Source organism: Paludibacterium purpuratum (genome assembly GCF_004363805.1).
Lineage (GTDB): Bacteria > Pseudomonadota > Gammaproteobacteria > Burkholderiales > Chromobacteriaceae > Paludibacterium > Paludibacterium purpuratum.
This window is the reverse complement of record NZ_SNZP01000003.1, coordinates 1-22,449: the sequence shown is the minus strand read 5'-3', so window position 1 is coordinate 22,449 and position 22,449 is coordinate 1. Positions and strand designations below refer to the sequence as shown.

The following is a 22,449-nucleotide window of genomic DNA, read 5'->3' as shown; positions in this document are numbered from 1 at the left end:
CGCCCCCGATACGCCCGCCGCTCGCGCTTGCCTACACTCATGACATTCTCATTGCACGGGGTTGATCATGACCGAGGCGAACGCGAACGATATTCTGGTTCGATTCCGCGATGTCCAGAAGAGCTACGACGGCGAAAGCCTGATCGTCAAACAGCTCAACCTGGATATCCGCAAGGGCGAATTCCTGACTTTGCTGGGCCCTTCCGGCTCCGGCAAAACCACCAGCCTGATGATGCTGGCCGGATTCGAAACCCCGACCGCCGGCGAGATCCTGCTGGGCGGGCGGTCGCTCAACCGAGTACCGCCGCACAAGCGCGACATCGGCATGGTCTTTCAAAACTACGCCTTGTTCCCCCATATGACCGTGGCGCAGAACCTGGCTTTTCCGCTCAAGGTGCGACGCCTGGACAAGACGGACATCGCCGAGCGCGTCAAACGCGCGCTGGCCATGGTGCAGTTGGAAAAATTCGCGCAGCGCTACCCCGGCCAGTTATCCGGCGGCCAGCAGCAGCGGGTGGCGTTGGCGCGCGCCTTGGTGTTCGAACCGCAATTGGTGTTGATGGACGAACCGCTGGGCGCACTGGACAAGCAATTGCGCGAGCACATGCAGATCGAGATCAAACACCTGCATGAGCGCCTGGGCGTCACCGTCGTGTACGTCACTCACGATCAAAGCGAGGCGCTGACCATGTCCGACCGCGTCGCGGTGTTCCACCACGGCGAGATTCAGCAGATCGATACGCCGGAAGGGCTGTACGAGCACCCGCGCAATACCTTCGTCGCCAACTTCATCGGCGAAAACAACCGGCTGTCCGGCAAGCTACTTAGCCGTGACGGCGAGCGCTGCACGGTCGGGCTGGACAGCGGCGAGTGCATCGAGGCCATGGCGGTGCACGATGCGGCGCCGGGACAGCCGGTCTCGCTATCCATCCGTCCGGAACGCGTGAGCCTCGGCGCGGGCAGCGAAGGCAGCCACAACCGTTTCTCCGGCCGTATCCGCGAATTCATCTATCTGGGCGACCACGTCAGAATCCGGCTCGAAGCCTGCGGCAACAGCCAATTCATCGTCAAACAACCCATTGCCCAGTTGGATGCCTCCCTTTCCGTCGGCGACGTGATTCCGCTGACGTGGCATGTAGAGCATGTCAGGGCGCTCGACCCCACCGTCGTCGCCGAGTAGTACGCATGTGATTCCAATAACTCAAGGAGAAACATCGATGGAGACTGCAGTGAAAACCTGGACGTTGGCGATTGCCGCCGCCTGCTGTGCGTCGAGCGCGTTGGCCGGCGACCTGACCGTGATTTCTTTCGGCGGCGCCAATAAAGCCGCGCAGGAAAAAGCCTATTACGCACCGTTCACACAGGCCACCGGCGTATCGGTGGTCGGCGGCGAATATAACGGCGAGATGGCCAAAGTGAAAGCGATGGTCGACACGCGCAGCGTGTCCTGGGACGTGCTCGAAGTCGAATCGCCGGAACTGGCGCGCGGCTGCGACGAAGGACTGTTCGAGAAGCTGGATTACAGCAAGATCAACAAGAACGACTTCGTCCCCGGCGCGGTGCAAACCTGCGGCATCGGCATCTTCGTCTGGTCGACGGTACTGGCGTACAACGCCGACCAGCTCAAGAGCGCCCCCGGCAGTTGGAAGGATTTCTGGGACGTGAAGAAATTCCCCGGCAAGCGGGGTCTGCGCAAGGGCGCCAAGTACACGCTGGAAGTCGCCTTGATGGCCGATGGCGTAGCGCCGAAGGATGTTTACAAGGTGCTGGCCACCCAGGCCGGGCAAGATCGGGCCTTCAAGATGCTCGACCGGCTCAAGCCGAACATTCAGTGGTGGGAGGCCGGCGCGCAACCGCCGCAATACCTGGTGTCGGGCGACGTGGTGATGAGCTCGGCCTATAACGGCCGTATCGCCGCATCGCAGAAGGACGGCAAGAACCTGAAGATCGTCTGGAACGGCGGCATGTACGACTTCGACTCCTGGGCCATTCCCAAAGGCTCGCCCAACAAGGATGCCGCGCTGAAGTTCATCGCCTTCGCGAGCAAGCCGGAAAACCAGAAGGTCTACTCGCAACAAATCGCCTATGGTCCGAGCAACAAGAAAGCCGTCGGCCTCTTGAGCAAAAACGTGGCCGCCACGCTGCCCACCGCGCCGCAGAACATCAAGAGCGGCCTGGCCGTCGATGTGGCGTTCTGGGCCGATTACGGCGAATCGCTGGAACAGCGCTTCAACGCCTGGGCCGCCAAGTAACCTGGCAGCGGCGCCGGGGCCATCCGCGCCCGGCGCCGCCATCCCGACCCATCGCCCTATGGAAACGCCGATGACCGCTAACTCTGCCACCCTGTCCGATGCCGCCCAAGCGCCCATCGAGGCGCCGCGCGCGCTGAAGAAAAAGCTGGCGCGCGCCGAGCGCCTCCATCGCTATCAGTCGCTGTCGATGATCCTGCCGTTATTGCTGTTCGTGCTGTTGGTCTTCGTGGTCCCGATCGCCGCCTTGCTGCTGCATAGTACCGAGAACCCGGAAGTGGCGGGCGGCCTGCCGCAGACGGTCAAAGCCGTCGCGGCCTGGAATGGCCGCGCCCTGCCGCCGGAGGACGCCTATCGGGCCCTGGCCGCCGACCTGCCCGCCGCGCGCGACGCGCAGACCCTGGGCGACGTCGGCAAGCGTCTTAACATGGAAGTCCCCGGCTATCGCAGCCTGCTCAACAAGACTGTCCGCCAGCTGCCGCTGACGCCCGCGCCCCTGTCGTACAAAACGGCGCTCACCGCGCTCGACGAGCGCTGGGGCGATCCGACCTATTGGCAGGCCATTCGTCGCAACACCTCGACCCACACGCCCTATTACCTGCTGGCGGCGCTCGATCACCGTATCGACGATCTGGGCGAACTCGCCCCCGCCGCGCCCGATCAGGCGATTTATCTCGACATCTTCGCCCGCACCTTCTGGATGAGCCTGGTGGTGACCATCCTGTGCCTGGCACTGGCGTATCCGCTGGCCTATCTGCTGGTCAATCTGCCCACGCGCCGCAGCAATCTGCTGATGATCCTGGTGCTGCTGCCCTTCTGGACCTCGGTGCTGGTGCGGGTCGCCGCCTGGATCGTGCTGCTGCAGTCCGGCGGCTTGATCAACAGTACCTTGCACTGGCTCGGCATCATCGATCAGCCGCTGCAGTTGGTGTTCAATCGCACCGGTGTCTACATCGCCATGGTGCACATCCTGCTGCCGTTCATGATCCTGCCGATCTATAGCGTCATGAAGGGCATTTCGCCGTCCTACATGAAGGCGGCGATATCGCTCGGCTGCCACCCGTTCGCCAGTTTCTGGCGCGTGTACTTCCCGCAGACCGTCTCCGGCGTCGCCGCGGGCGCCCTGTTGGTCTTCATTCTGTCCATCGGCTACTACATCACGCCGGCGCTGCTCGGCAGCCCGAACGACCAGATGGTCAGCTATTTCGTGGCCTTCTATACCAACACCTCGATCAACTGGGGCATGGCCACCGCGCTGGGCGGACTACTACTGGCCGCCACGCTCTTGCTGTATATCGTCTACAACTGGCTGGTTGGCGCCAACCGGCTGCGCCTGGGCTAACCGGGCAGGAGAACGCCATCATGTTGAATCAGACCCTCTCGCCGATCGAACGCGCCTGGCACTATGCGCTGCGCGTGTTCTGCGCGCTGGTACTGCTGTTTCTGCTGCTGCCGGTGCTGGTCATCATTCCGCTGTCGTTCAACGACGGGACATTCCTGGTCTATCCGCTCACCGGCTTTTCGCTGCGTTGGTATCAGGAACTGTTCAGTGCGCCGGAGTGGATCCGCTCGCTGAAAAATAGCCTGATCGTGGCGCCGGCCGCCACGACCATCGCCATGGTGCTGGGCACGCTGGCGTCGATCGGACTGACGCGCGCCGACTTTCGCGGCAAATCGCTGATCATGTTCGTGCTGATCTCGCCGATGGTGGTACCGGTGGTGATCATCGGCGTGGCGAGCTATCTGTTCTTCGCGCCGCTGGGAATGGACAACAGCTATCTGACGCTGATCCTGGAACATGCGGCACTCGGCGTGCCGTTCGTGATCATCACCGTCACCGCCACGCTACAGGGTTACAACCACAACCTGACGCGTGCCGCCGCCAGCCTGGGGGCACCGCCGCTGGTGGCTTTCCTGCGCATCACGTTACCGATGATCGCGCCGGGCGTCATTTCCGGCGCCTTGTTCGCCTTCGCCACCTCGTTCGACGAAGTGGTGGTGACGCTGTTTCTGGCCGGGCCGGAGCAGGCGACCTTGCCGCGTCAAATGTTCAGCGGCATCCGCGAGAACCTCAGCCCGACCATTGCCGCCGCCGCGAGCCTACTCATCGGCTTTTCGGTGTTGCTGCTGTTGACGCTGGAATGGCTGCGCGGCCGCATGGAGCGGCTGCAGAGCGCGCCATCATGATTGCCAACGGCCGTTATGCGAGCATGTTGAAATACCCCGACCGCGCAAGTTAGACCTTAGGGGTCGCCCACCATTAGGGTGGGGGCTCCTAAATCATAGCGTTGCCCCCACCGGCCAGGCCCCGCCTGGCCGGACGTACCATTTCGCCGGGGGGCTGCGGGCCATCGTAAGATCCCGAACGCTTTTTGCAACGCTATGAGCGTAGGACAGCCCTCCACCCCTGCCTGGGTGGGTCTTCTTTGCAGGAGATTGCCAATGGCTTCCGAACACGCTCATCCCGCATTCACCGATTCACCCTCTCTCTGCACCCTGGCACTCGACCGGCTGGCCGACACCCAGCTGCGGCTCGCCGAATACACCGGCGCCTTGCTGCGTATCGAACAGGCGCTAAGACGGGCCCGGACGCTACCGGCCGACCAGCTGCATGCCGCGCTGGCAACGCCATGCGCCGAATTGCAGCGGCAGACGCGACAGTTGATCGCGTTGTTGTAACCCCATGCCACAAGCGTTGCCATGGAGAAGGCGTTAGCCGGGGCCGTCGCCTTGCGACAGCTCGAAGGAGGACCCGGCTAACGCCTTCTCCCCGCCACGAGTGCTTGCTTTACAGCAAGTCAGCCCTTGTCCTCGCCCGCGAATTCGCGCAAACCTTCCGGATCGAGCACGCGCACTTCGCGGCCGGCGACCTGGATCAGCTGTGCGGTCATCAAGCGCTGCAGTACGCGGGAGAAGGTTTCCGGCGTCAGGTTGAGGCGGGAGGCGATCAGATTCTTGTTGAGCGGCAGCGGAAAGGCGCTATCCGGTTCGCCGGCATCGATCCAGGCTTGCTGCAGATAGCCGCTGACGCGCTGCATCGAACTTTCCGTCGAATAGCGTTCGACGTCGCGGATCAGGCCGTGCAAGCGCATCGACATGCCGGCCAACAACCGGCGAGCGAAGTCGCCGTCGCCGGCCAGCGCCTGCAGGATACCGACCGCCTCGATTTTGAGCAGCAAGGCGTCGTCGAGGCATTGCGCCAAGACCGGATAGGCATAACCCAGGAACATCACCGCCTCGGCGAAACTCTGGCCCGGTTGGATCACCTCGACCACTTTTTCGCCCCCTTGGGAGGAGAACAGCGACAACTTGACGCGGCCGTACACCACCACATACATGCCATCGCACGGATCGCCCTTCTGAAACAACACCCGCCCCTTCTCGCACCGCACTTCGCGTACATGCGACACCAGCGCCGACAGTTGTTCGGGCGCCAAGGCCTGAAATAAGGGTTGATGACGCAGTAGGGTAGGAATATCAATGTGGGACATAGGCTTGATGGGCTTTTGAAATCCTTGATGCAAATCATTCTAGCTGGATGAGGCGTTTCGACATACTGCCACGCAATATCATTTTTCATTGCCGGGGAAGATTCAACATGAGTGCCATCGCAAGACTGATCGAACAACACCGCGGCTGCGACGATTTTCTGGTCCGGGCCGAGGCCGCCGTGCGCGACGGCGATTGGACCACGGCCCTTGCCGCCTGGCAGCCCTTCGAAGCCGACATGCAACGCCATTTCGCCCTGGAGGAGGAGCACTTGTTTCCGGCCTTCGAGGCGGCGACCGGCATGACCATGGGGCCGACCGCCGTGATGCGCGGCGAGCACGCCGAAATGCGCGAGCTATTCGCCGAATTGCGAGCGGCGCTGGCGGCGCAGGATAGCGAGGCTTTTCTCGGCCAAGGCGAAACGCTGCTGATCCTGATGCAGCAGCACAATATGAAAGAAGAGAACGTGCTCTACCCGATGTGCGCCCAGCACGTCGCCGAGTTCGAAACATTGGTGCCGCAATCGTGAGCGCGCAAGACCTGCGACACCTGCCGCCGCCGCAACCGATGGAGGTCATCCTCGACGCCGTCGAGACGCTGGCGGCCGGTCAGACGCTGAGCTACATCCTGCCGCACCACCCGCTGCCGCTGTACCCGCTCTTGGAGCAACAGGGCGTGCGCTATCGCTGCGAACTGGCCGGCGATGGCGGCGTGATCCTGCACGTCGAACGGCCATGAGCCAAGCTTGGCTCTCTTACGACAAGGCGCCGCCGATCTGGCTGCCGATGCGCTTCTTCCTGGCGGCGCTCGGCTGGCTCGCGGTACTGACGCTGACCCTGGCGGTGGCGACGCCGCAGGCACCGAACCGCTTTCAACCGCTGACGGTGGCGTTGACGCACGAACTGGCGCTCGGCGTGCTCGGCAACATCATGCTGGGCGCGGCCCTTCAGCTGCTGGCGGTGCTGGCCGGCCTGCCGCTCAAACGCCCGGCACGCATGCTGTGGCTGGTCTGGCTGCCGTGGCAAGCCGGCAGCGGCTTGTTATGCGCGGGTTTCGCCACCGGCTTCGCGCCGCGACTGCTCTCGGCGGGCGGTTTTCTGCTCGTCTTGGCGCTGGCGGGGCTTCTCGGTCACGGGATTGTCGGCCTGTTGCGTTCGCCGGCACGCGACAGTGCCAGCCGCGGCATGCTGCTCGCGCTCTCGGCCCTGGCGCTGGCCGCCACACTCGGCCTCGCCATGGTGGCGACGTTGAGCGGGCACACCGCGCTACCGCTGTTGCCGCTCATGCATAGCCATGTGTTGTGGGCCGGCATCGGTTGGCTGCTTGGCTTGTTGATCGCCATCAGCCAAACCGTCGTGCCGATGTTTCTGATCACCCCGCCCTACCCGCGCGCCGTGCGCTGGTTGAGCGCCGGCTTATTACCGCTACTGGCGGCCATCGCTGTCTTCACCTTCTGGCCGCTGCCCGGCACCGATGCCCTCGCCCTGGCGCTCTGGCTGGGCGTTAGCGCCTACGGTCTGTTGACGTTGCGTTTGCTGCGTCAAGGGCGCAGGCCGCAAGACCCGGCGCGCGCGCAGTGGCTACGCGCCATGCTGTCTTTACTCGCCGCCGCATTGTTGGCGCTGAGCTGCCTCGCCTGGCCGACACGGGCCGAACTGCCGCTGTTGGCCGGCTTCCTGTGGCTCGGCGGCCTGGGATTGGGCGTGATGCTGGCCATGTTGGGCAAGATCGTGCCGTTTCTCTGCTGGCTGCACCTGAAGGCGCAGAATCCGCCGCGCGGGCTCTTGCCATCGACGCACGGTTTTCTATCGGAAACACACCATCGGCGCGTCGGCATGCTGCACGTCCTGTGGGTGGCCGCCGGCGTGCTATGGTGTTTGGCGCCGCAATCGACTCAGTGGCTGTTCGCCGCCGCCTCCGCACTCCTCGCCGGTACGCTGGCCTGGCTAGGCCTGCGCATCGCCAACCAGTACCGAGCCGTCCAGCAGCAAATCCAGGCGAGCAGGATCGTTCCGACCCCTTCATCCCCGCCCCACTGACGAGCTGCCGAATTGACAGCTCGCCACGAGATGATTACCCTGCCCACTCATTTTTGGCGGCAGCGCCAATGACCTCCCCATGTACACGGGGGCTGAATTCGACCGCCCCTGGTGAGCAGTCCTTTTTCCTGATTCAAGTAGCGAATGTTAAGAAAGAAAAAAAGCACGGAAGCACGTGCCTTGCTGATGCAATTATCCGATGCGGAATTTAGCTTGCTGGCGGGCCCCACCGTCGACAGCCAACTCCCGGTGGTTTTGCCCGTTTCAACCACATCCTGGGCGAATGTCGATTCTGCAAGTCGGCTTTGCGCCGTCATGCTCTCAGGGGTACGGTCGTCCGGACAACGGGGACCCTGTATGCCATCAGCGCCATCGGCATCTGCACTTCCTGCCGCAACCTGACCAAGTTCAATTACCGGTTGAACGACAATCTCACCATCACCGAACCGGGCACCGGCAAAATCATCAGCCAAGGCCTGCCGACCTCAGCCGAGCCGAAGAAATCGAGCCGCTGGTTCTCCGAGGACTAAGGGCGGGCCGACCAGCATCAATTAGCCACAATTAGCCATGTAATGCATAACTATGCAAGCCGATAGCTAAGAGTGGCTAGCGATGGCACCAGACACCCTGCTCCACCCGCGCGAACAGCTCGCCCAATCCGTGCTGCGGATGCTTACGGCCGGCCTCTCTTCCGCCCTCACTTTGTTTGCGCCACGCCGCATGGGCAAAACCGAATTTCTGGTCAAGGATCTAATGCCGCTGGCCGAAAACAACGGCTGGCGCGTGTTCTACTACAGCTTCATGGGAGACGATGCCGGCGAGATCGCCAAGGCATTCCCCATTGCGCTCCAATGCCAACCGATGGCTCAGCAAAACCGTGGGCAAGATCGCCGAGCGGATCAAGCCGCAAATGTAGCCGACGCTGCCACGCCATAGCGTGGTAGACAGGACGGCAGACGAATTGGCCGCGCCTCAGGAAGAAACACCCCGCTCACTAGCGATCTGTTGGATCGCCGTAACGACGGAATCTGCACCGGAACGGATTTGGAAAATCACATCGCCCACCTTGCTGACATCCTCCACGCTTGACCGGGCTTTGACAGAGATGCCCGCCATGCTATCGATCGCCAAGTCGGTGCTGGTCTGAATATTGTTCACCATGACTGAAATTTGCGTGGTCGAGGCCGTCGTGCGCTCGGCTAGCTTGCGCACTTCATCGGCAACGACTGCGAAGCCACGGCCCGTTTCGCCCGCGCGTGCGGCCTCGATGGCGGCGTTGAGAGCCAGTAGGTTCGTCTGATCCGCGATCTCTTTAATGGTTTGCACAATCGTTCCGATTTCCTGCGAATCCGTTCCCAAGCGCTCGACATTTTCCCCCGCCTTACCGATGTCGGTCTCCATGGCCTCGATCTGATTCACTGCGGTCTGGATGCTGGTGACCCCCTCATCCGCCCAGTGGCGGGTTTGTTGGGAGGTGTTGTAGGCAAAGACAGCGCTGTCCTGCTCCTGCTTGTGCCGTTTAACGGAATGGGAAATGTCGGTCGCGAACTTGACCACCGATACCACCTGCCCTTGATCGTCAATGACAGGGTTATAGCTGGCTTCTAGCCAGCGATCGGTGCCATCGCGTGCAATACGCAGAATCCGGCCCGAGAAAAATTGCCCGCTGCGCAGGTTATTCCACAGCCGAGCGTATTCTTCGCTATTCACAAGCGAGTCCGGGCAGAGCTGGCGATGATGACGACCGATCAGCTCAGCCCTGGTATAGCCCATCGCCGTGAGGAAATTATCGTTGGCGGCGATAATGGTGCCATCGATGGTGAATTCGATAATCGCCATGGAGCGATCCATGGCATTGACGAAGGCTTGGCTTTTCATGCCGGCATCGACGCGTGCCGATACGTCGCTGGCAAACTTGATGAAGCCGACGACCTTGCCATCGGCGTCTTTGATCGGGTTATACGTTGCCTCCAACCAAACCGGGTCGCCATTCTTCTTCACACGTTTGATTTGCCCGGAGAACAGTTGTCCATTGCGCAGATTCGCCCAGAATATTTCATAGTCGCGCGACGATGCATAGGCCTTATCGCAGAAGGTCTTGTGAGGCAGGCCTTTTATCTCATCGGCGGAGTTGTAGCCCATGAGGTTGATAAAGTTGGGATTGGCGTCGATCACATTGCCATTCAAGTCGAAGCGGACGATGGCCGTCGATTTGCCTACCGCATCAAGCACCGCTTGCAGCGCTTGTTTCTCTTGCGTCAGTTCGGCAATGGCATCGTGCAATTTTCGATTGAACATCGGCGTCGCTCCTAGCGTTACTTTGGCCTGCATGATCACTATAGCCAACGCGCAGGAACGCACACCTCGATGTAAGGACAAAAAAGCAAAACGGCTTGCAGATTTCTCTGCAAGCCGTTGATTTGTTTGGTGGGCCCTGCGGGGTTCGAACCCGCGACCAAAGGATTATGAGTCCTCTGCTCTAACCAACTGAGCTAAAGGCCCGTGGGAGGGGCATTATACCAAAACCTCTCCCGGGTTCCAGACCTTTACTGATTGCCCGGTTCGTTGTCGAGGAAGCTGCGCAGGCGTTCCGAACGGGTCGGGTGACGCAGTTTGCGCAGTGCCTTGGCTTCGATCTGGCGAATCCGCTCGCGGGTGACGTCGAACTGCTTGCCGACTTCTTCCAGCGTGTGGTCAGTGTTCATGTCGATGCCGAAACGCATGCGCAGCACCTTGGCTTCGCGCGGCGTCAGGGTGTCGAGCACTTCCTTGGTGGCGTCCTTGAGGCTGGAGTACATCACCGCCTCGGACGGCGCCAGGGTCACCGAGTCTTCGATGAAGTCGCCCAGATGGCTGTCGTCGTCGTCGCCGATCGGGGTTTCCATGGAGATCGGCTCCTTGGAGATCTTCATGATCTTGCGGATCTTCTCCTCGGGCATTTCCATGCGCTCGGCAAGCTCGGCCGGATCGGGCTCGCGCCCGGTTTCCTGCAGAATCTGCCGACTGATGCGGTTCATCTTGTTGATGGTCTCGATCATGTGCACCGGAATACGGATGGTGCGCGCCTGATCCGCGATGGAGCGGGTGATCGCCTGGCGAATCCACCAGGTGGCGTAGGTCGAGAACTTGTAGCCTCGGCGGTATTCGAACTTGTCCACCGCCTTCATCAGGCCGATGTTGCCTTCCTGGATCAGGTCGAGGAACTGCAGACCGCGGTTGGTGTACTTCTTGGCAATCGAGATGACCAGACGCAGGTTGGCCTCGATCATTTCCTTCTTGGCACGCCGAGCCTTGGATTCGCCGGAAGACATCTGCCGGTTGATTTCCTTCAGCTCCTTGATCGGCAGCATGGCCTTTTCCTGCAATTCGGCCAGTTTGGACTGCTTTTCAATGATGGCATACTTGAATCGGGTCAACGATTCGGACCATGCGTGGCCGGCGTTGATCTCCGTCTCGACCCATTCGAGATTGCATTCGTTGCCCGGGAAGCACTTGATGAAGTGAGCCCGTTCCATGCGCACGCGGGTAACGCAGATATCTTGGATATCGCGTTCGAAAGTGCGGATCTCGTTGACGCGACGGCGCAGCGATTCGCACAGGCTTTCGATCTGGCGCGTGGAGAAACGAACCTTCATGAACTCGGCCGAGATGGCTTCCTGCAGTTGCAGGTAAGCCTGGCTATGCGAGCCGTGCTTGGCCAGCTCCTTGACCATCTTGTCGAACAGCGCGCGCACCGTGGCGAAGTGCTCGAGCGCTTGCTGCTTGAGTTCTTCGAGGTTGGCGCTGGCAGCGGCCTCGACGTCGGCTTCGGCATCGGCGTCTTCATCCGCTTCGTCTTCGAGCAGCTCTTCTTCCTCGACGGCCGGCTCTGTGGAGAAGGGGACTTCTTCCGTCTCGGCGGCGTCGGGGTCGATGAAGCCGTCCACCACTTCGTCGACGCGGATTTCCTCGCGTTCGACGCGGTCGATCAGTTCGAGAACGTCGGAGATGGTGCCAGGGCACGCCGAAATGGCCTGGATCATGAACTTGAGGCCGTCCTCGATGCGCTTGGCGATTTCGATTTCGCCTTCGCGGGTCAAGAGTTCGACCGAGCCCATTTCACGCATGTACATGCGAACCGGATCGGTGGTGCGGCCGAATTCGGAGTCGACCGAGGACAGCGCCGCCTCCGCTTCTTCGACGGCATCTTCGTCGGCCACGGCAGGCGCCGCATCGGACATCAGCAACGTGTCGGCATCGGGGGCTTCGTCATAAACCTGGATGCCGAGACCGCTGATCATGGTCACGATGTTTTCGATTTGTTCGGCATCGGACACATCTTCGGGAAGATGGTCGTTGATTTCCGCGTAGGTCAGGTAACCGCGCTCTTTGCCCAGGGCAATCAGCTGACGTAGCCGCTTGCGCTGTTCTTCGAGGCTCATCGCCTGTTCCTGTACTTCCTTTTGATTTTCGGGAGAGGCCGCCATTTCGCTTCCTGCTTGAAAAAGCCGAAAAAAACAGTTGAGTATAGCACCAATAAGTTGAATTCAGGTCTTTCGACTCAGCAATTCAAGCATCAGTTTCGATTCTTCCGTCGTCAATCGCTCACTCCGGGACTTTTGTTTTAGCCGATCAAGCTCGGCATCGCGTAGCAGTCGCAGCAATTTTTCGTTGCCATCGCGAAACTGCAGTCTGTCGTCGTCGTCCGGGGCGGCGAATTCTTCCGGGTCTTGCATGGCCTGCTGCAGCACGCTATCCACCAGCGGTTCCCAGGGGGTGCCGCGGATGGATTCGATCATCTGTGCCGTGGTGGGCTCGGCCCCGTGTTCGCGGGCGCGTTCGGCCAACATGGCAAAGCAGGCCAACTCGTCGGAAAGCGTCAGGCTATCGGGCATTTGCACATCCTCGGCCCAGAGCGGGTTCATCAGCAGCCATTTCAACTGACGGCGGACGATGGACATCTGGACCGGCCTGACGGATCCGGCTGGCAGGCGGTATTCGCGCTTGCCTTTGCGCTCCGGTTTCTTCTGCCCCATCAGCATGTCGAATTCGTCGACATCAATGCCGGCGAGTTCCGCCAGCCGCTTTTTAATGATGAGAGCCAGGGCCGGAGCCGCAATCTGTGCCAAAAGTGGCATGGCCTGACGAATCAGGTCGGCACGCCCTTCCGGCGAATTCATGTCAACGCGCGCAGTAAGTTCGCGCGTAAAGTACGTCGAGAGCGGCAAGCTTTGCTCTTGCAGCAAAGTCTCGAATTTCTCCCTGCCTGCCTCGCGGACAAAACTGTCCGGATCGTGCTCTTCCGGCAGGAAGAGGAAATGCAACGACTTGCCGTCCTGCAACTGCGGCAGGCTGTTCTCCAGCGCCCGCCACGCGGCTTTCTGACCGGCACGGTCGCCGTCGAAGCAGAAATACACGTGATCGGCGTGCCGCATCAGCTTGCGCACATGTTCGCCCGTGGTGGCCGTGCCCAATGTGGCGACGGCGTAGTCGACGCCGAACTGCGCCAGGGCCACCACATCCATATAGCCTTCGACCACCAAAACCCGGTTGTGCGTACGAATGCCCAGTCTGGCTTCGTACAGACCGTAGAGCTCGCGCCCCTTTTCGAACAGCGGGGTTTCAGGCGAGTTCAGGTATTTAGGCTCGCCCTGCCCCAACACACGACCACCGAAGCCGATGATGCCGCCGCGCTGGTTGCGGATCGGGAACATCAACCGGTCGCGGAAGCGGTCGTAACGGCGCCCCTCTTCGTGCAGGATGACCAGCCCCGTCTCGACCAGCCGTTCGTCCTGGTAGTCGGTAAAAATCTCGGCCAGGTTTTGCCAGCCGTCCGGCGCATAGCCTAGTCCGTAACGGGCGGCAATTTCGCCGGACAATCCGCGGCGCTTGCAATACGCCACCGCATTGGGCCCAGATTTCAGTTGCTTCTTGTAGTAGCCGGCAGCCTGCTGCAGGAACTCCTCAAGGGACAACCGCCGCACCCGCGCCGCCTGCTCGGCGACCGGATCGGCACTCCTGACCGACTGCGGCACCGTCATGCCGACGTTTTCCGCCAAGAGCTTCACCGCGTCGACGAAACCCAGCCCTTGGTATTCCATGACGAAGCCGATGGCCGAGCCATGCGCCCCACACCCGAAACAGTGGTAGAACTGTTTGGAGGGGCTGACGGTGAACGACGGCGATTTTTCCTTATGGAACGGGCAACACGCCAAATAGTTCTGCCCGCCCTTCTTCAGTGGAACGTAACGATCCACCACGTCGACGATGTCGACGCGCGACAAGAGCTGATCGACGAAATCCTGCGGGATCACAGCGGCAACTCGCGCTTAACGAGCGAGCCGGGCCTTGATGCGGGCGGAGACCGCGCCCATATCCGCGCGACCGGCCATTTGCGGCTTCAACAACCCCATGACCTTGCCCATATCCTGCATCGATGCCGCACCGGACTGCTGCACGGCGGCTTCGATCATTGCATCGATCTCGGCCTCGTCAAGCTGCTGCGGCAGGTAGGCGGACAGGGTATCCAGCTCGAAGCGCTCCTTATCCACCAAGTCCATGCGCTTGGCCATTTCGTACTGGGAGATCGAATCGCGGCGCTGCTTGATCATCTTATCGATCACGGCAGTCACCCCGGCATCGTCCAGTTCGATGCGCTCGTCGATTTCCTTCTGCTTCATCGCAGCCATCAACAAGCGGATGGCCGCCAGACGATCGGTTTCCCGCGCCTTCATGGCGGCCTTCATATCTTCCTGGATACGGGCTTTGAGACTCATGCTTGCTTGTCCAAATGAGGGAGATCGAAAAACCGATCGTATAAACGGCAAAACCGCAGGTTAAACCTGCGGTCCTGCGGGACTGCCGAACAGCGAAGCGCTTAGAACAGCTTCGGCGGCAGCATCTGGCTGCGGATGCGCTTGTAGTGGCGCTTTACGGCGGCAGCATGCTTGCGCTTGCGCTCGGTGGTCGGCTTTTCGTAGAACTCGCGGGCGCGCAGTTCGGTCAACAGACCAGTCTTTTCAACCGAACGCTTGAAGCGACGCATTGCTACTTCAAACGGCTCATTCTCTTTAACACGAATATGAGGCATTAACCATCATCCTTAAAAACTGAAAAGAGCGCGATGCTCGATGTAATCTAATATTGTAACCAATTGACGAGATTTATGAAACCCCGTCGACGACAGTGCAAGGCGACGTCATCATGCCTTGCGGGTCGAAATCACCCCCAGACTCGGCGAACTTGGTGTTGCACTATAAAAACGTTTAGGCATCCGCCCCGCCTTATAGGCAGCGCGGCCAGCCTCAACAGCCTGTTTCATGGCATAGGCCATGAGCACCGGATCGTCTGCTGCAGCGATCGCGGTATTCATCAGTGCGCCGTCGCAGCCAAGCTCCATGGCTATGGCCGCGTCCGACGCGGTACCGACGCCGGCATCCACCAGCACCGGTACGTTAACCGATTCGATAATCAACCCTAGATTCCATGGGTTGACAATCCCCATTCCGGAACCGATCAAGCTAGCCAGCGGCATGATGGCACAACAACCGATGGCCTCCAGTTCGCGGGCCACGATGGGATCGTCGGAGGTATACACCATCACGTCGAAACCTTCGTTCACCAGCGTTTCGGCAGCCTTCAGCGTTTCACGCACATTGGGGTACAGCGAGGCAGCGTCACCCAGGACTTCCAGCTTGACCAACCGATGATCGTCGAGCAGCTCTCGCGCCAGGCGCAAAGTACGCACCGCATCGTCCGCGCTATAGCAGCCCGCCGTATTGGGCAGCAATGTATACCGGTTTTTAGGTAAAAAGTCGAGCAAATTCGGCTCGTTAGCATTCTGACCGAGATTGACGCGGCGAATGGCGACCGTGACGATTTCGCAACCGGAAGCGTCCAACGCGTCCGCGGTTTGCTGGAAATCACGGTATTTCCCGGTGCCTACCAACAGACGGGAAGCATAGCTTTTCCCCGCGATCACCAATTGGTCATTTTGCAACACTAGCTCGTCTCCCTAAATCAACCACCACCAACCGCCACCACGATTTCCAGCACATCGTGGTCGACCAAAAGCGTTTCGCGATGCCGACTCTTCGGTACGATTTCGCCGTTTCGCTCCACAGCCACACGCTTGTCGCCCAGCGATAACGCCTGAATCAGCTCGGCGACGGTAGCGACGCTCTCGAAGCGCTTGGCTTCGCCATTGATCATCAACTGGAGCATGGAATTCATTTCCTCTCGGCGCGCTGCACGAAGTCCACCTGACTGATTTCGGCCAGCACCCGATCGAGATGGTTCAGGCCTTCGACCTGCACGCGGAAGTGGATATGCAGGAAATCGTCGCCCATATGGGTATCCAAGGTGTCGACACCCTCGATATTGGCCGAGGCCAGCGAAATGGCGGTGGCGATTTCAGCCAGCGCGCCGCGCTCTTTGCGCGCCAACACGCTGATGGTGGCGCCGAACATTCGATCCTTCTGCGCATCCCAGGTTACGGCCAGCAATTTGTCGGCATCGGCGCGTTTGGCGTTCGGGCAAGTGGAACGGTGGATGACCAAGCCCTGCCCCTTGGTGATGACGCCGACGATATCGTCGCCCGGAATCGGGTTGCAGCAGGCGGACAACTGTACCGAACCACCCTCGTTGCCGCGAATGGCGACCGGCGCCAGGTGCAGATCCTCGCCCAATCGCTGGCCGGCCAGCTCGATCAGACGACGCGCCGCCACCACCGGCAACAGCTTGCCCACCCCGATTTCCACCAGCAGATCCTGGAAGCTGTCGAGCTTGTCGCCATGCTCGCGCAGGTAAGCCTCACGCAAAGCGTCGTCGATTTGCAGCGGCGAGGCCGCCAGCGCCCCCACCGCCTGACGCAACATCTTTTCGCCCAATTGGACGGCTTCGCTGCGTTGCATACTCTTCAGATAACTGCGGATGCACGAACGCGCGCGACCGCTTTGCACGAAGCTCAGCCATGATGGATTGGGCTTGGCCTGGGTCGACGTAATGATTTCGACGGTATCGCCGTTGCGCAGCACGGTACGCAACGGCACCAGCGCATGATTGACTCGCGCCGCGATGCAGCGGTGACCGACGTCGGTGTGCACGGCATAGGCGAAGTCGACCGGCGTCGAGCCCTGCGGCAAAACCAGGATCTTGCCTTTTGGCGTGAAGACGTAGGCCTCGTCCGGAAACAGATCGATCTTGATGTGCTCGAAGAATTCAACCGGATCATCGCTCTCGGCCTGAATGTCGAGAATGCTCTGCAGCCACTGGTGCGTGCGCTGCTGGGCGGTATCCAGGCTAGCGTCTCCGCTCTTGTACATCCAATGCGAGGCCACGCCGGCCTCGGCCACGCGATTCATGTCGCGCGTGCGGATCTGCATCTCCACCGGCGTGCCGTATGGCCCGAACAGCGTGGTATGCAGACTTTGGTAGCCATTCCCCTTGGGAATGGCAATGTAATCTTTGAACTTGCCGGGAATCGGCTTGTACAGGCTGTGCAGCGCCCCAAGTGCCAAATAGCAACTGGGGATGTCGTTGACGACAACGCGGAAGCCGTAGATATCCAGCACCTCGGAAAACGACAGGTGCTTTTCCTGCATCTTCTTGTAGATACTGTAGAGGTTTTTCTCGCGCCCTTTGATCACCGCCTCGATATTGCAGCTGACCAACTTCTGGCTCACAGCCTGCAAGATCTTGTTGACCACCTCGCGACGGTTGCCGCGCGCCGCGCGCACAGCCTTGTTAAGCACGTTGTAACGATGATAGTGCAGGTGCTTGAACGCCAGATCCTGCAATTCGCGATAGACGCGGTTCAGGCCGATACGATTGGCGACCGGCGCGTAGATCTCCAGGGTTTCCAGCGCGATACGCTTGCGCTTGTCTTCGCGCATCGAATCCAGCGTGCGCATATTGTGCAGCCGGTCGGCCAGCTTAACGATGATCACGCGGATGTCGCGCGCCATCGCCAGCACCATCTTGCGGAAATTTTCCGCCTGGGCGGTTTCGCGCGTCTGGTATTCGAGACGTTCGAGCTTGGATAGGCCGTCGACAAGATCGGCGATGGTGCGGCCGAATTTTTCGTTCAGGGCGGGCTTGGTGACGCCGGTATCTTCCAGCACGTCATGCAGCAACGCCGCGGCCAGCCCTTGGGCATCGACGCGCCAGTCGGTGAGCATGGTCGCCACCGCCAACGGGTGCGTGATATAGGGTTCGCCGCTCTTACGGGTCTGCCCTTCGTGCGCCTCCCGGCTTAACGCGAATGCCTGCTGCAGCAGCTTGACATCATCGGGCTTGAGATAGCGCGCCGCGGCTGCGAAAAATGCCTCGGCGTCGCGATCGATGACGGCCTGATAATCGATTGGCGAAACTGCGTCGGCATTCATGGCGGCGTGCTACCGGATCGGCTTAGCTACGACTACGGGTCAGGAGTTCCTTGCCGACATGGCCGGCGGCGATTTCACGCAGGGCGACGACAGTCGGTTTATGGCGGCCGGCTTCCACGAAGGCGGCGGCACCGGAGGCGACTTGGCGGGCACGATAAGCGGCGGCCAGCGTCAGGTCGAAGCGATTGGTAATACGATCCAGGCAGTCATCTACGGTAATGCGGGCCATGTCGGTTCTTTCAGGTAGAGATTAAGGGAAAACTATAACGAAAATCCGCCGGCAAACCAATCGTTCAGCGTTGGCTGCCCATATGCGCCAGCTTGTCGGCGAATCGAACGCGTTGCACTTCGGTGCGCAACCGTTGTGCGCGCACGATGCTGATCAGGTCGAAGCGCGCGCGCTCGAACTGCTCGTTGACCACCATGTAGTCATACTCGGGAATCATGTCGACTTCCTGGCGCGCCGAAGCCAACCGGCGCGCGATCACTTCGGGCGTATCGGTGGCGCGGCCGCGCAGCCGACGTTCCAGCTCCTCGATCGACGGCGGCACGATAAAAATGCCCACCGCCTCGGGAAAGGCTTGGCGCACCTGGCGCGCACCTTGCCAATCGATTTCCAGCAAGATGTCGTGCCCCTCGGCCAGCTGCGATCGGATCCAACCGCGACTGGTGCCGTAATAGTTGCCGTACACCTCGGCGTACTCGAGGAAATCGCCGCGGCTGATCATGGATTCGAACTCGGCGTGCGAGATGAAGTGATAATGCTTGCCGTCGATCTCGCCCTCGCGCGGTTTGCGCGTGGTATAGGACACCGACAGGCCGACCGTCGGCTCGGCTTCCAGCAAGGCTGCCACCAGCGAAGTCTTACCCGCCCCGGAAGGCGCTACGACGATGAAGATCGTGCCGCTTGCCTGTGTCATGATGCGCCGAAAACCCGTAAAAATATAATTTTTCAGGATACCACAAACCGGAGCCCCATGGAATCCGGCCAACTATTTTCACGTCAAAATTTAGGAAAATCACTGACTTAGCGATTAGAATCCCCGGTTTTGTTGCAATGCATGAGTTGCTGAGGGAGCGAAGAACAATGCAGCTACTGGAAAGTTTTTTCAAGCTGAAAGAACACCATACGACTGTCAAGACAGAAGTGCTGGCCGGTTTCACCACATTCCTGACCATGGCCTACATCGTCCTGGTCAACCCGCTGATCCTGTCGTCCACCGGCATGGATCTGAACGCCGTCTTCGTCGCCACCTGTCTGGCCGCCGCGCTGGGCACCGCCATCATGGGCCTGGTCGCCAACTACCCGATGGCCTTGGCGCCGGGCATGGGCTTGAACGCCTACTTCACCTTCACCGTGGTCAAGGGCATGGGCGTGCCCTGGCAGGTCGCGCTGGGTGCCGTGTTCATTTCCGGCCTGGTGTTCCTGGCCGTCAGCCTGCTGAAAGTGCGTGAGGCCATCGTCAACGCCATTCCGCAATCGCTGAAATTCGCCATCTCCGCAGGCGTCGGCATGTTCCTGGCCATCATCGCCTTGAAGAACGCCGGTGTCGTCACCTCGCACCCGGTCACCTACCTGACCCTGGGCGACTTACACAACCCAACCACCCTCTTGGCCATCTTCGGCTTCTTCCTGATCGTCGCGCTGGAATACCGCCGCGTGCACGGCTCGATCATCATCGGCATTCTGGTGGTGACCGTCCTGTCGATCCTGCTCGGCCTGTCGAAGTTCCAGGGCATCGTCGCACCGGTTCCGAGCATATCGCCCACCTGGATGAAGATGGATCTGCACGGCGCGGCCAGCATCGGTCTGCTCGGCGTGGTCTTCGTGTTCTTCTTCGTCGATCTGTTCGACACCACCGGCACTTTGATCGGCGTATCGCACCGCGCCGGCCTGCTCGACGCGAACGGCAAACTGCCGCGCCTGAAGCGCGCGCTGTTGGCCGACTCGATCGCCATCACCGTCGGCGCCGTGATGGGCACCTCGTCCACCACCGCCTACATCGAATCCGCGGCCGGCACCGCCGTCGGCGGCCGTACCGGCCTGACCGCCACCGTGGTCGCCATCCTGTTCCTGGCCTGCCTGTGGCTGTCGCCGCTGGCCAAGACCGTACCGGCCTATGCCACCGCGCCGGCCCTGTGCTATGTCGCCGTATTGATGGCGCGCGGCCTGGCTGAAATCGAGTGGCACGACCTGACCGAGTCCGCGCCGGCCGTCATGACCGCACTGGCCATGCCGTTCACCTTCTCGATCGCCGACGGCATCGCTTTCGGCTTCATCAGCTATGCCGTGATCAAGATTCTGGCCGGTCGTTTCCGCGACCTCAAGCCGGCGGTAGTGGTCATCGCCGCATTGTGGATTTTCAAGCTGGCCATGTTCTGATTGAGTACAATAGCGGTATGGAAAATCTAAGCAACCTGGATTACGCCAGCTACCTCAAGGGCTGGATCCGTACCGTTCCCGACTGGCCGCACGAGGGCGTGATGTTTCGCGACATCACGCCGCTGCTGCAAAACCCCAAGTCGTTCCGCGTTCTGATCGATCTGTTCGTGCACCGCTACATGTCCGAGCAGGTCGACTTGATCGCCGGCCTGGACGCCCGCGGCTTCATCATCGGCTCGGTGTTGGCTTACGAACTCAATGTCGGCTTCGTGCCGATCCGCAAAAAGGGCAAGCTGCCCTTCACCACGGTCGCCGAAGAGTACGTGCTGGAATACGGCAACGCCTCGGTCGAAATGCATACCGATGCCTGCAAGCAAGGCGACCGCGTGGTGCTGATCGATGACCTGGTGGCCACCGGCGGCACCATGATCGCCGGCTACAAGCTGCTGAAGAAATTAGGCGCCGAGGTACTGGAAGCCGCGGCGATCATCGACTTGCCCGAACTGGGCGGCAGCAAGCTGGTTCGCAACGAAGGCTTGCCGCTCTTTACCGTGTGCGAATTCGAAGGTCTGTAAGCTGACGCGGGAGAGAAACCGCTCTCCCCGCTCCACCCGATGCTGCAACCGCACAAATGACATTGTGCTTTCAACCATTCCTGCTACATTACGACGTGAATCCCACCACAAGGAGCCGCGTCATGGCCACGCCGCGCAAAGCCGCCGCCGACACGAAATCCGTTGCCCTGGTTCTGGGGGGCGGCGCACCCAATGCCACACTGATGGCAGGCTCGCTGGAAGCCTTCATCGACCGTAAAGTCCACTTCGACGTCATCTCCACCGCCGGTGCCGGCGCCCTGATCGGCCTGCTCTACAGCGCCCCCAAATCCGGCGATCCGCGCGCCTCGCTGCGCGCCCTGATCGATATGGGCGTGGATGACGCCATCTACGATCGGTTTCCAGTCAATTACAAGGTCTTCAACAAACCGGGACCGTTAGCCGATTTCTGGCGCCAACTGGTCGCCGCCAATCCATTGGTGGCCGCACTGCAACGGCAACAGGACGATGGTGCGGGCGGGCGTTTTCTCAATGACTGGGCCCAGTTGATCCTGGCCACCCTGTGCCCAAGCGACCTCAGCGCCAAGAGCACCGGCCTGTGCGCCCACGTCCCGTTCATCGACCACATCGTCGACTTCGATGCCCTGGCCACGAGCGACTCGCAGTTCTATTTGAACGCTTACAATCTGACCAAGCATCGCATGGATTGTTGGGACAAAACGCAGATCGGCAAAGACCAGTTCCTCGCCGCACTGTCCTTCCCCTTTATCTACCCACCCTATCTGCTTGACGGCGACTATTACATCGAAGGCGCCGCCATCGACACGCTGAACTTCAAAAGCCTATACCAGCACCACCGCGCGCCGATCGACAGCATCGTGGTGTTCGACGTCCTGGGCTGCGAACGCATCATGCATCCGCCGACCGACCTCTACGATGCCTGGGTACAGTCGATCATCACCCCGCTGGTCGAGCTGGCTCGCGACGACCTGAAACTATTCGAGGCATTGCACAACATCGACCCGGACACGGGGAAAAAGCGTAGCGAGGTATTGCGGGTCAACTACGAGTCCTTGTTGAGCACGGCGGACTTCGCCCAGGAGCTGGCCTGGTCGCACAGTAACTTGGCGCGACTCTACGACATCGGCTACGAAGCGGGCCACCTGTTCTGCGACCAAAACGCGGCGGCATTGGGCCTATAGCCGCGCCGCCGCGGCCATAAAAGACAAAGCCCCCCGGCCTTGCGGCCGAGGGGCTGTATTTTACCCGACTACGCTTAGTCGCCCAGCGTGGAGACCAGGATGGACTTGATGGTGTGCATGCGGTTTTCCGCTTGCTCGAACACCAGCGACATCGGCGACTCGAACACGT

Annotated in this window: 25 protein-coding genes and 1 tRNA gene; 13 read left to right on the top strand and 13 right to left on the bottom strand. The window is 60.6% G+C overall.

The features are described 5' to 3' along the window. Nucleotides 1–67: 67 nt before the first annotated feature. The 5 genes from DFP86_RS04145 (at nt 68) to DFP86_RS04125 (ending at nt 4,928) form a co-directional block, all read left to right on the top strand. On the top strand, nt 68–1,180 hold the full coding sequence (locus DFP86_RS04145; protein WP_133678754.1) for an ABC transporter ATP-binding protein: 1,113 nt from the start codon (nt 68–70) through the stop codon (nt 1,178–1,180). A 37-nt stretch (nt 1,181–1,217) separates the two neighbouring features. Further along, nucleotides 1,218–2,252 (top strand): ABC transporter substrate-binding protein, encoded by a 1,035-nt coding sequence (locus DFP86_RS04140; protein ID WP_133678753.1) that lies wholly within the window; start codon nt 1,218–1,220, stop codon nt 2,250–2,252. A gap of 70 nt (nt 2,253–2,322) precedes the next feature. Beyond that, entirely contained in the window at nt 2,323–3,591 is a 1,269-nt protein-coding gene (locus tag DFP86_RS04135) for an ABC transporter permease (protein ID WP_133678752.1), read from the top strand. A gap of 20 nt (nt 3,592–3,611) precedes the next feature. Next, a complete protein-coding gene (locus tag DFP86_RS04130) occupies nt 3,612–4,436 on the top strand; it encodes an ABC transporter permease (RefSeq protein WP_133678751.1) in 825 nt (274 codons plus the stop codon). Between the two features lie 255 nt (nt 4,437–4,691). Next, nucleotides 4,692–4,928: a hypothetical protein gene (locus DFP86_RS04125; RefSeq protein ID WP_133678750.1), complete on the top strand. Its 237-nt coding sequence runs from the start codon at nt 4,692–4,694 to the stop codon at nt 4,926–4,928. Nucleotides 4,929–5,047: 119 nt separating this feature from the next. Here DFP86_RS04125 and DFP86_RS04120 read toward each other — a convergent pair whose 3' ends face one another. Then, nucleotides 5,048–5,740, bottom strand: a complete 693-nt coding sequence (locus DFP86_RS04120; RefSeq protein WP_133678749.1) for a Crp/Fnr family transcriptional regulator — start codon at nt 5,738–5,740, stop codon at nt 5,048–5,050. Between the two features lie 107 nt (nt 5,741–5,847). On the opposite strand from DFP86_RS04120, the gene DFP86_RS04115 reads away from it, so the two are divergent. The 5 genes from DFP86_RS04115 (at nt 5,848) to DFP86_RS04095 (ending at nt 8,713) form a co-directional block, all read left to right on the top strand. Beyond that, nucleotides 5,848–6,267 carry a hemerythrin domain-containing protein gene (locus DFP86_RS04115; protein WP_133678748.1) on the top strand — a complete coding sequence of 140 codons (420 nt, stop codon included), beginning with the start codon at nt 5,848–5,850 and terminating at the stop codon, nt 6,265–6,267. Continuing rightward, nucleotides 6,264–6,476: a DUF2249 domain-containing protein gene (locus tag DFP86_RS04110; protein WP_133678747.1), complete on the top strand. Its 213-nt coding sequence runs from the start codon at nt 6,264–6,266 to the stop codon at nt 6,474–6,476. Before DFP86_RS04115 ends, DFP86_RS04110 begins: the two co-directional genes overlap by 4 nt. After that, complete coding sequence (locus tag DFP86_RS04105) at nt 6,473–7,777, top strand: hypothetical protein (RefSeq protein ID WP_133678746.1); 1,305 nt, start codon at nt 6,473–6,475, stop codon at nt 7,775–7,777. Before DFP86_RS04110 ends, DFP86_RS04105 begins: the two co-directional genes overlap by 4 nt. 305 nt (nt 7,778–8,082) lie before the next feature. Beyond that, nucleotides 8,083–8,307 (top strand): hypothetical protein, encoded by a 225-nt coding sequence (locus tag DFP86_RS04100; protein ID WP_133678745.1) that lies wholly within the window; start codon nt 8,083–8,085, stop codon nt 8,305–8,307. 82 nt (nt 8,308–8,389) lie between these two features. After that, the gene (locus DFP86_RS04095; RefSeq protein ID WP_133678744.1) at nt 8,390–8,713 is read left to right on the top strand and encodes a hypothetical protein; all 324 of its coding nucleotides are present in this window, start codon (nt 8,390–8,392) and stop codon (nt 8,711–8,713) included. 36 nt (nt 8,714–8,749) lie between these two features. On the opposite strand, the gene DFP86_RS19705 is transcribed toward DFP86_RS04095, so the two are convergent. From DFP86_RS19705 to gmk, 11 genes are all read right to left on the bottom strand, one after another. Next, nucleotides 8,750–10,075 carry a methyl-accepting chemotaxis protein gene (locus DFP86_RS19705; RefSeq protein ID WP_208108218.1) on the bottom strand — a complete coding sequence of 442 codons (1,326 nt, stop codon included), beginning with the start codon at nt 10,073–10,075 and terminating at the stop codon, nt 8,750–8,752. Between the two features lie 127 nt (nt 10,076–10,202). After that, nucleotides 10,203–10,279 (bottom strand) — tRNA-Ile (locus tag DFP86_RS04085). Nucleotides 10,280–10,323: 44 nt separating this feature from the next. Beyond that, the gene (gene rpoD, locus DFP86_RS04080) at nt 10,324–12,243 is read right to left on the bottom strand and encodes an RNA polymerase sigma factor RpoD (protein WP_133678742.1); all 1,920 of its coding nucleotides are present in this window, start codon (nt 12,241–12,243) and stop codon (nt 10,324–10,326) included. Between the two features lie 60 nt (nt 12,244–12,303). Beyond that, on the bottom strand, nt 12,304–14,070 hold the full coding sequence (dnaG, locus tag DFP86_RS04075) for a DNA primase (protein WP_133678741.1): 1,767 nt from the start codon (nt 14,068–14,070) through the stop codon (nt 12,304–12,306). 15 nt (nt 14,071–14,085) lie between these two features. Continuing rightward, complete coding sequence (locus DFP86_RS04070) at nt 14,086–14,532, bottom strand: GatB/YqeY domain-containing protein (RefSeq protein ID WP_133678740.1); 447 nt, start codon at nt 14,530–14,532, stop codon at nt 14,086–14,088. Nucleotides 14,533–14,633: 101 nt separating this feature from the next. Beyond that, complete coding sequence (rpsU, locus tag DFP86_RS04065; protein WP_133678739.1) at nt 14,634–14,846, bottom strand: 30S ribosomal protein S21; 213 nt, start codon at nt 14,844–14,846, stop codon at nt 14,634–14,636. 111 nt (nt 14,847–14,957) lie between these two features. Then, nucleotides 14,958–15,758 (bottom strand): thiazole synthase, encoded by an 801-nt coding sequence (locus DFP86_RS04060; protein WP_341802658.1) that lies wholly within the window; start codon nt 15,756–15,758, stop codon nt 14,958–14,960. A 17-nt stretch (nt 15,759–15,775) separates the two neighbouring features. Continuing rightward, nucleotides 15,776–15,988: a sulfur carrier protein ThiS gene (thiS, locus tag DFP86_RS04055; RefSeq protein WP_279526888.1), complete on the bottom strand. Its 213-nt coding sequence runs from the start codon at nt 15,986–15,988 to the stop codon at nt 15,776–15,778. Next, entirely contained in the window at nt 15,985–18,141 is a 2,157-nt protein-coding gene (locus DFP86_RS04050; RefSeq protein ID WP_133678738.1) for a RelA/SpoT family protein, read from the bottom strand. The genes thiS and DFP86_RS04050 overlap by 4 nt, the downstream gene beginning before the upstream one ends. A 22-nt stretch (nt 18,142–18,163) precedes the next feature. Then, on the bottom strand, nt 18,164–18,370 hold the full coding sequence (rpoZ, locus tag DFP86_RS04045; protein WP_133678737.1) for a DNA-directed RNA polymerase subunit omega: 207 nt from the start codon (nt 18,368–18,370) through the stop codon (nt 18,164–18,166). 64 nt (nt 18,371–18,434) lie between these two features. Beyond that, nucleotides 18,435–19,064 carry a guanylate kinase gene (gene gmk / locus DFP86_RS04040; RefSeq protein WP_424991620.1) on the bottom strand — a complete coding sequence of 210 codons (630 nt, stop codon included), beginning with the start codon at nt 19,062–19,064 and terminating at the stop codon, nt 18,435–18,437. Nucleotides 19,065–19,228: 164 nt separating this feature from the next. On the opposite strand from gmk, the gene DFP86_RS04035 reads away from it, so the two are divergent. From DFP86_RS04035 to DFP86_RS04025, 3 genes are all read left to right on the top strand, one after another. Continuing rightward, on the top strand, nt 19,229–20,524 hold the full coding sequence (locus tag DFP86_RS04035; RefSeq protein ID WP_133678735.1) for an NCS2 family permease: 1,296 nt from the start codon (nt 19,229–19,231) through the stop codon (nt 20,522–20,524). Nucleotides 20,525–20,541: 17 nt separating this feature from the next. Then, a complete protein-coding gene (locus tag DFP86_RS04030; protein ID WP_133678734.1) occupies nt 20,542–21,099 on the top strand; it encodes an adenine phosphoribosyltransferase in 558 nt (185 codons plus the stop codon). Between the two features lie 122 nt (nt 21,100–21,221). After that, nucleotides 21,222–22,280, top strand: coding sequence for a patatin-like phospholipase family protein (locus DFP86_RS04025; protein WP_133678733.1), 1,059 nt, complete (start codon nt 21,222–21,224; stop codon nt 22,278–22,280). Nucleotides 22,281–22,354: 74 nt separating this feature from the next. On the opposite strand, the gene DFP86_RS04020 is transcribed toward DFP86_RS04025, so the two are convergent. After that, a complete protein-coding gene (locus DFP86_RS04020) occupies nt 22,355–22,447 on the bottom strand; it encodes a hypothetical protein (protein WP_481848688.1) in 93 nt (30 codons plus the stop codon). Nucleotides 22,448–22,449 lie beyond the last annotated feature (2 nt).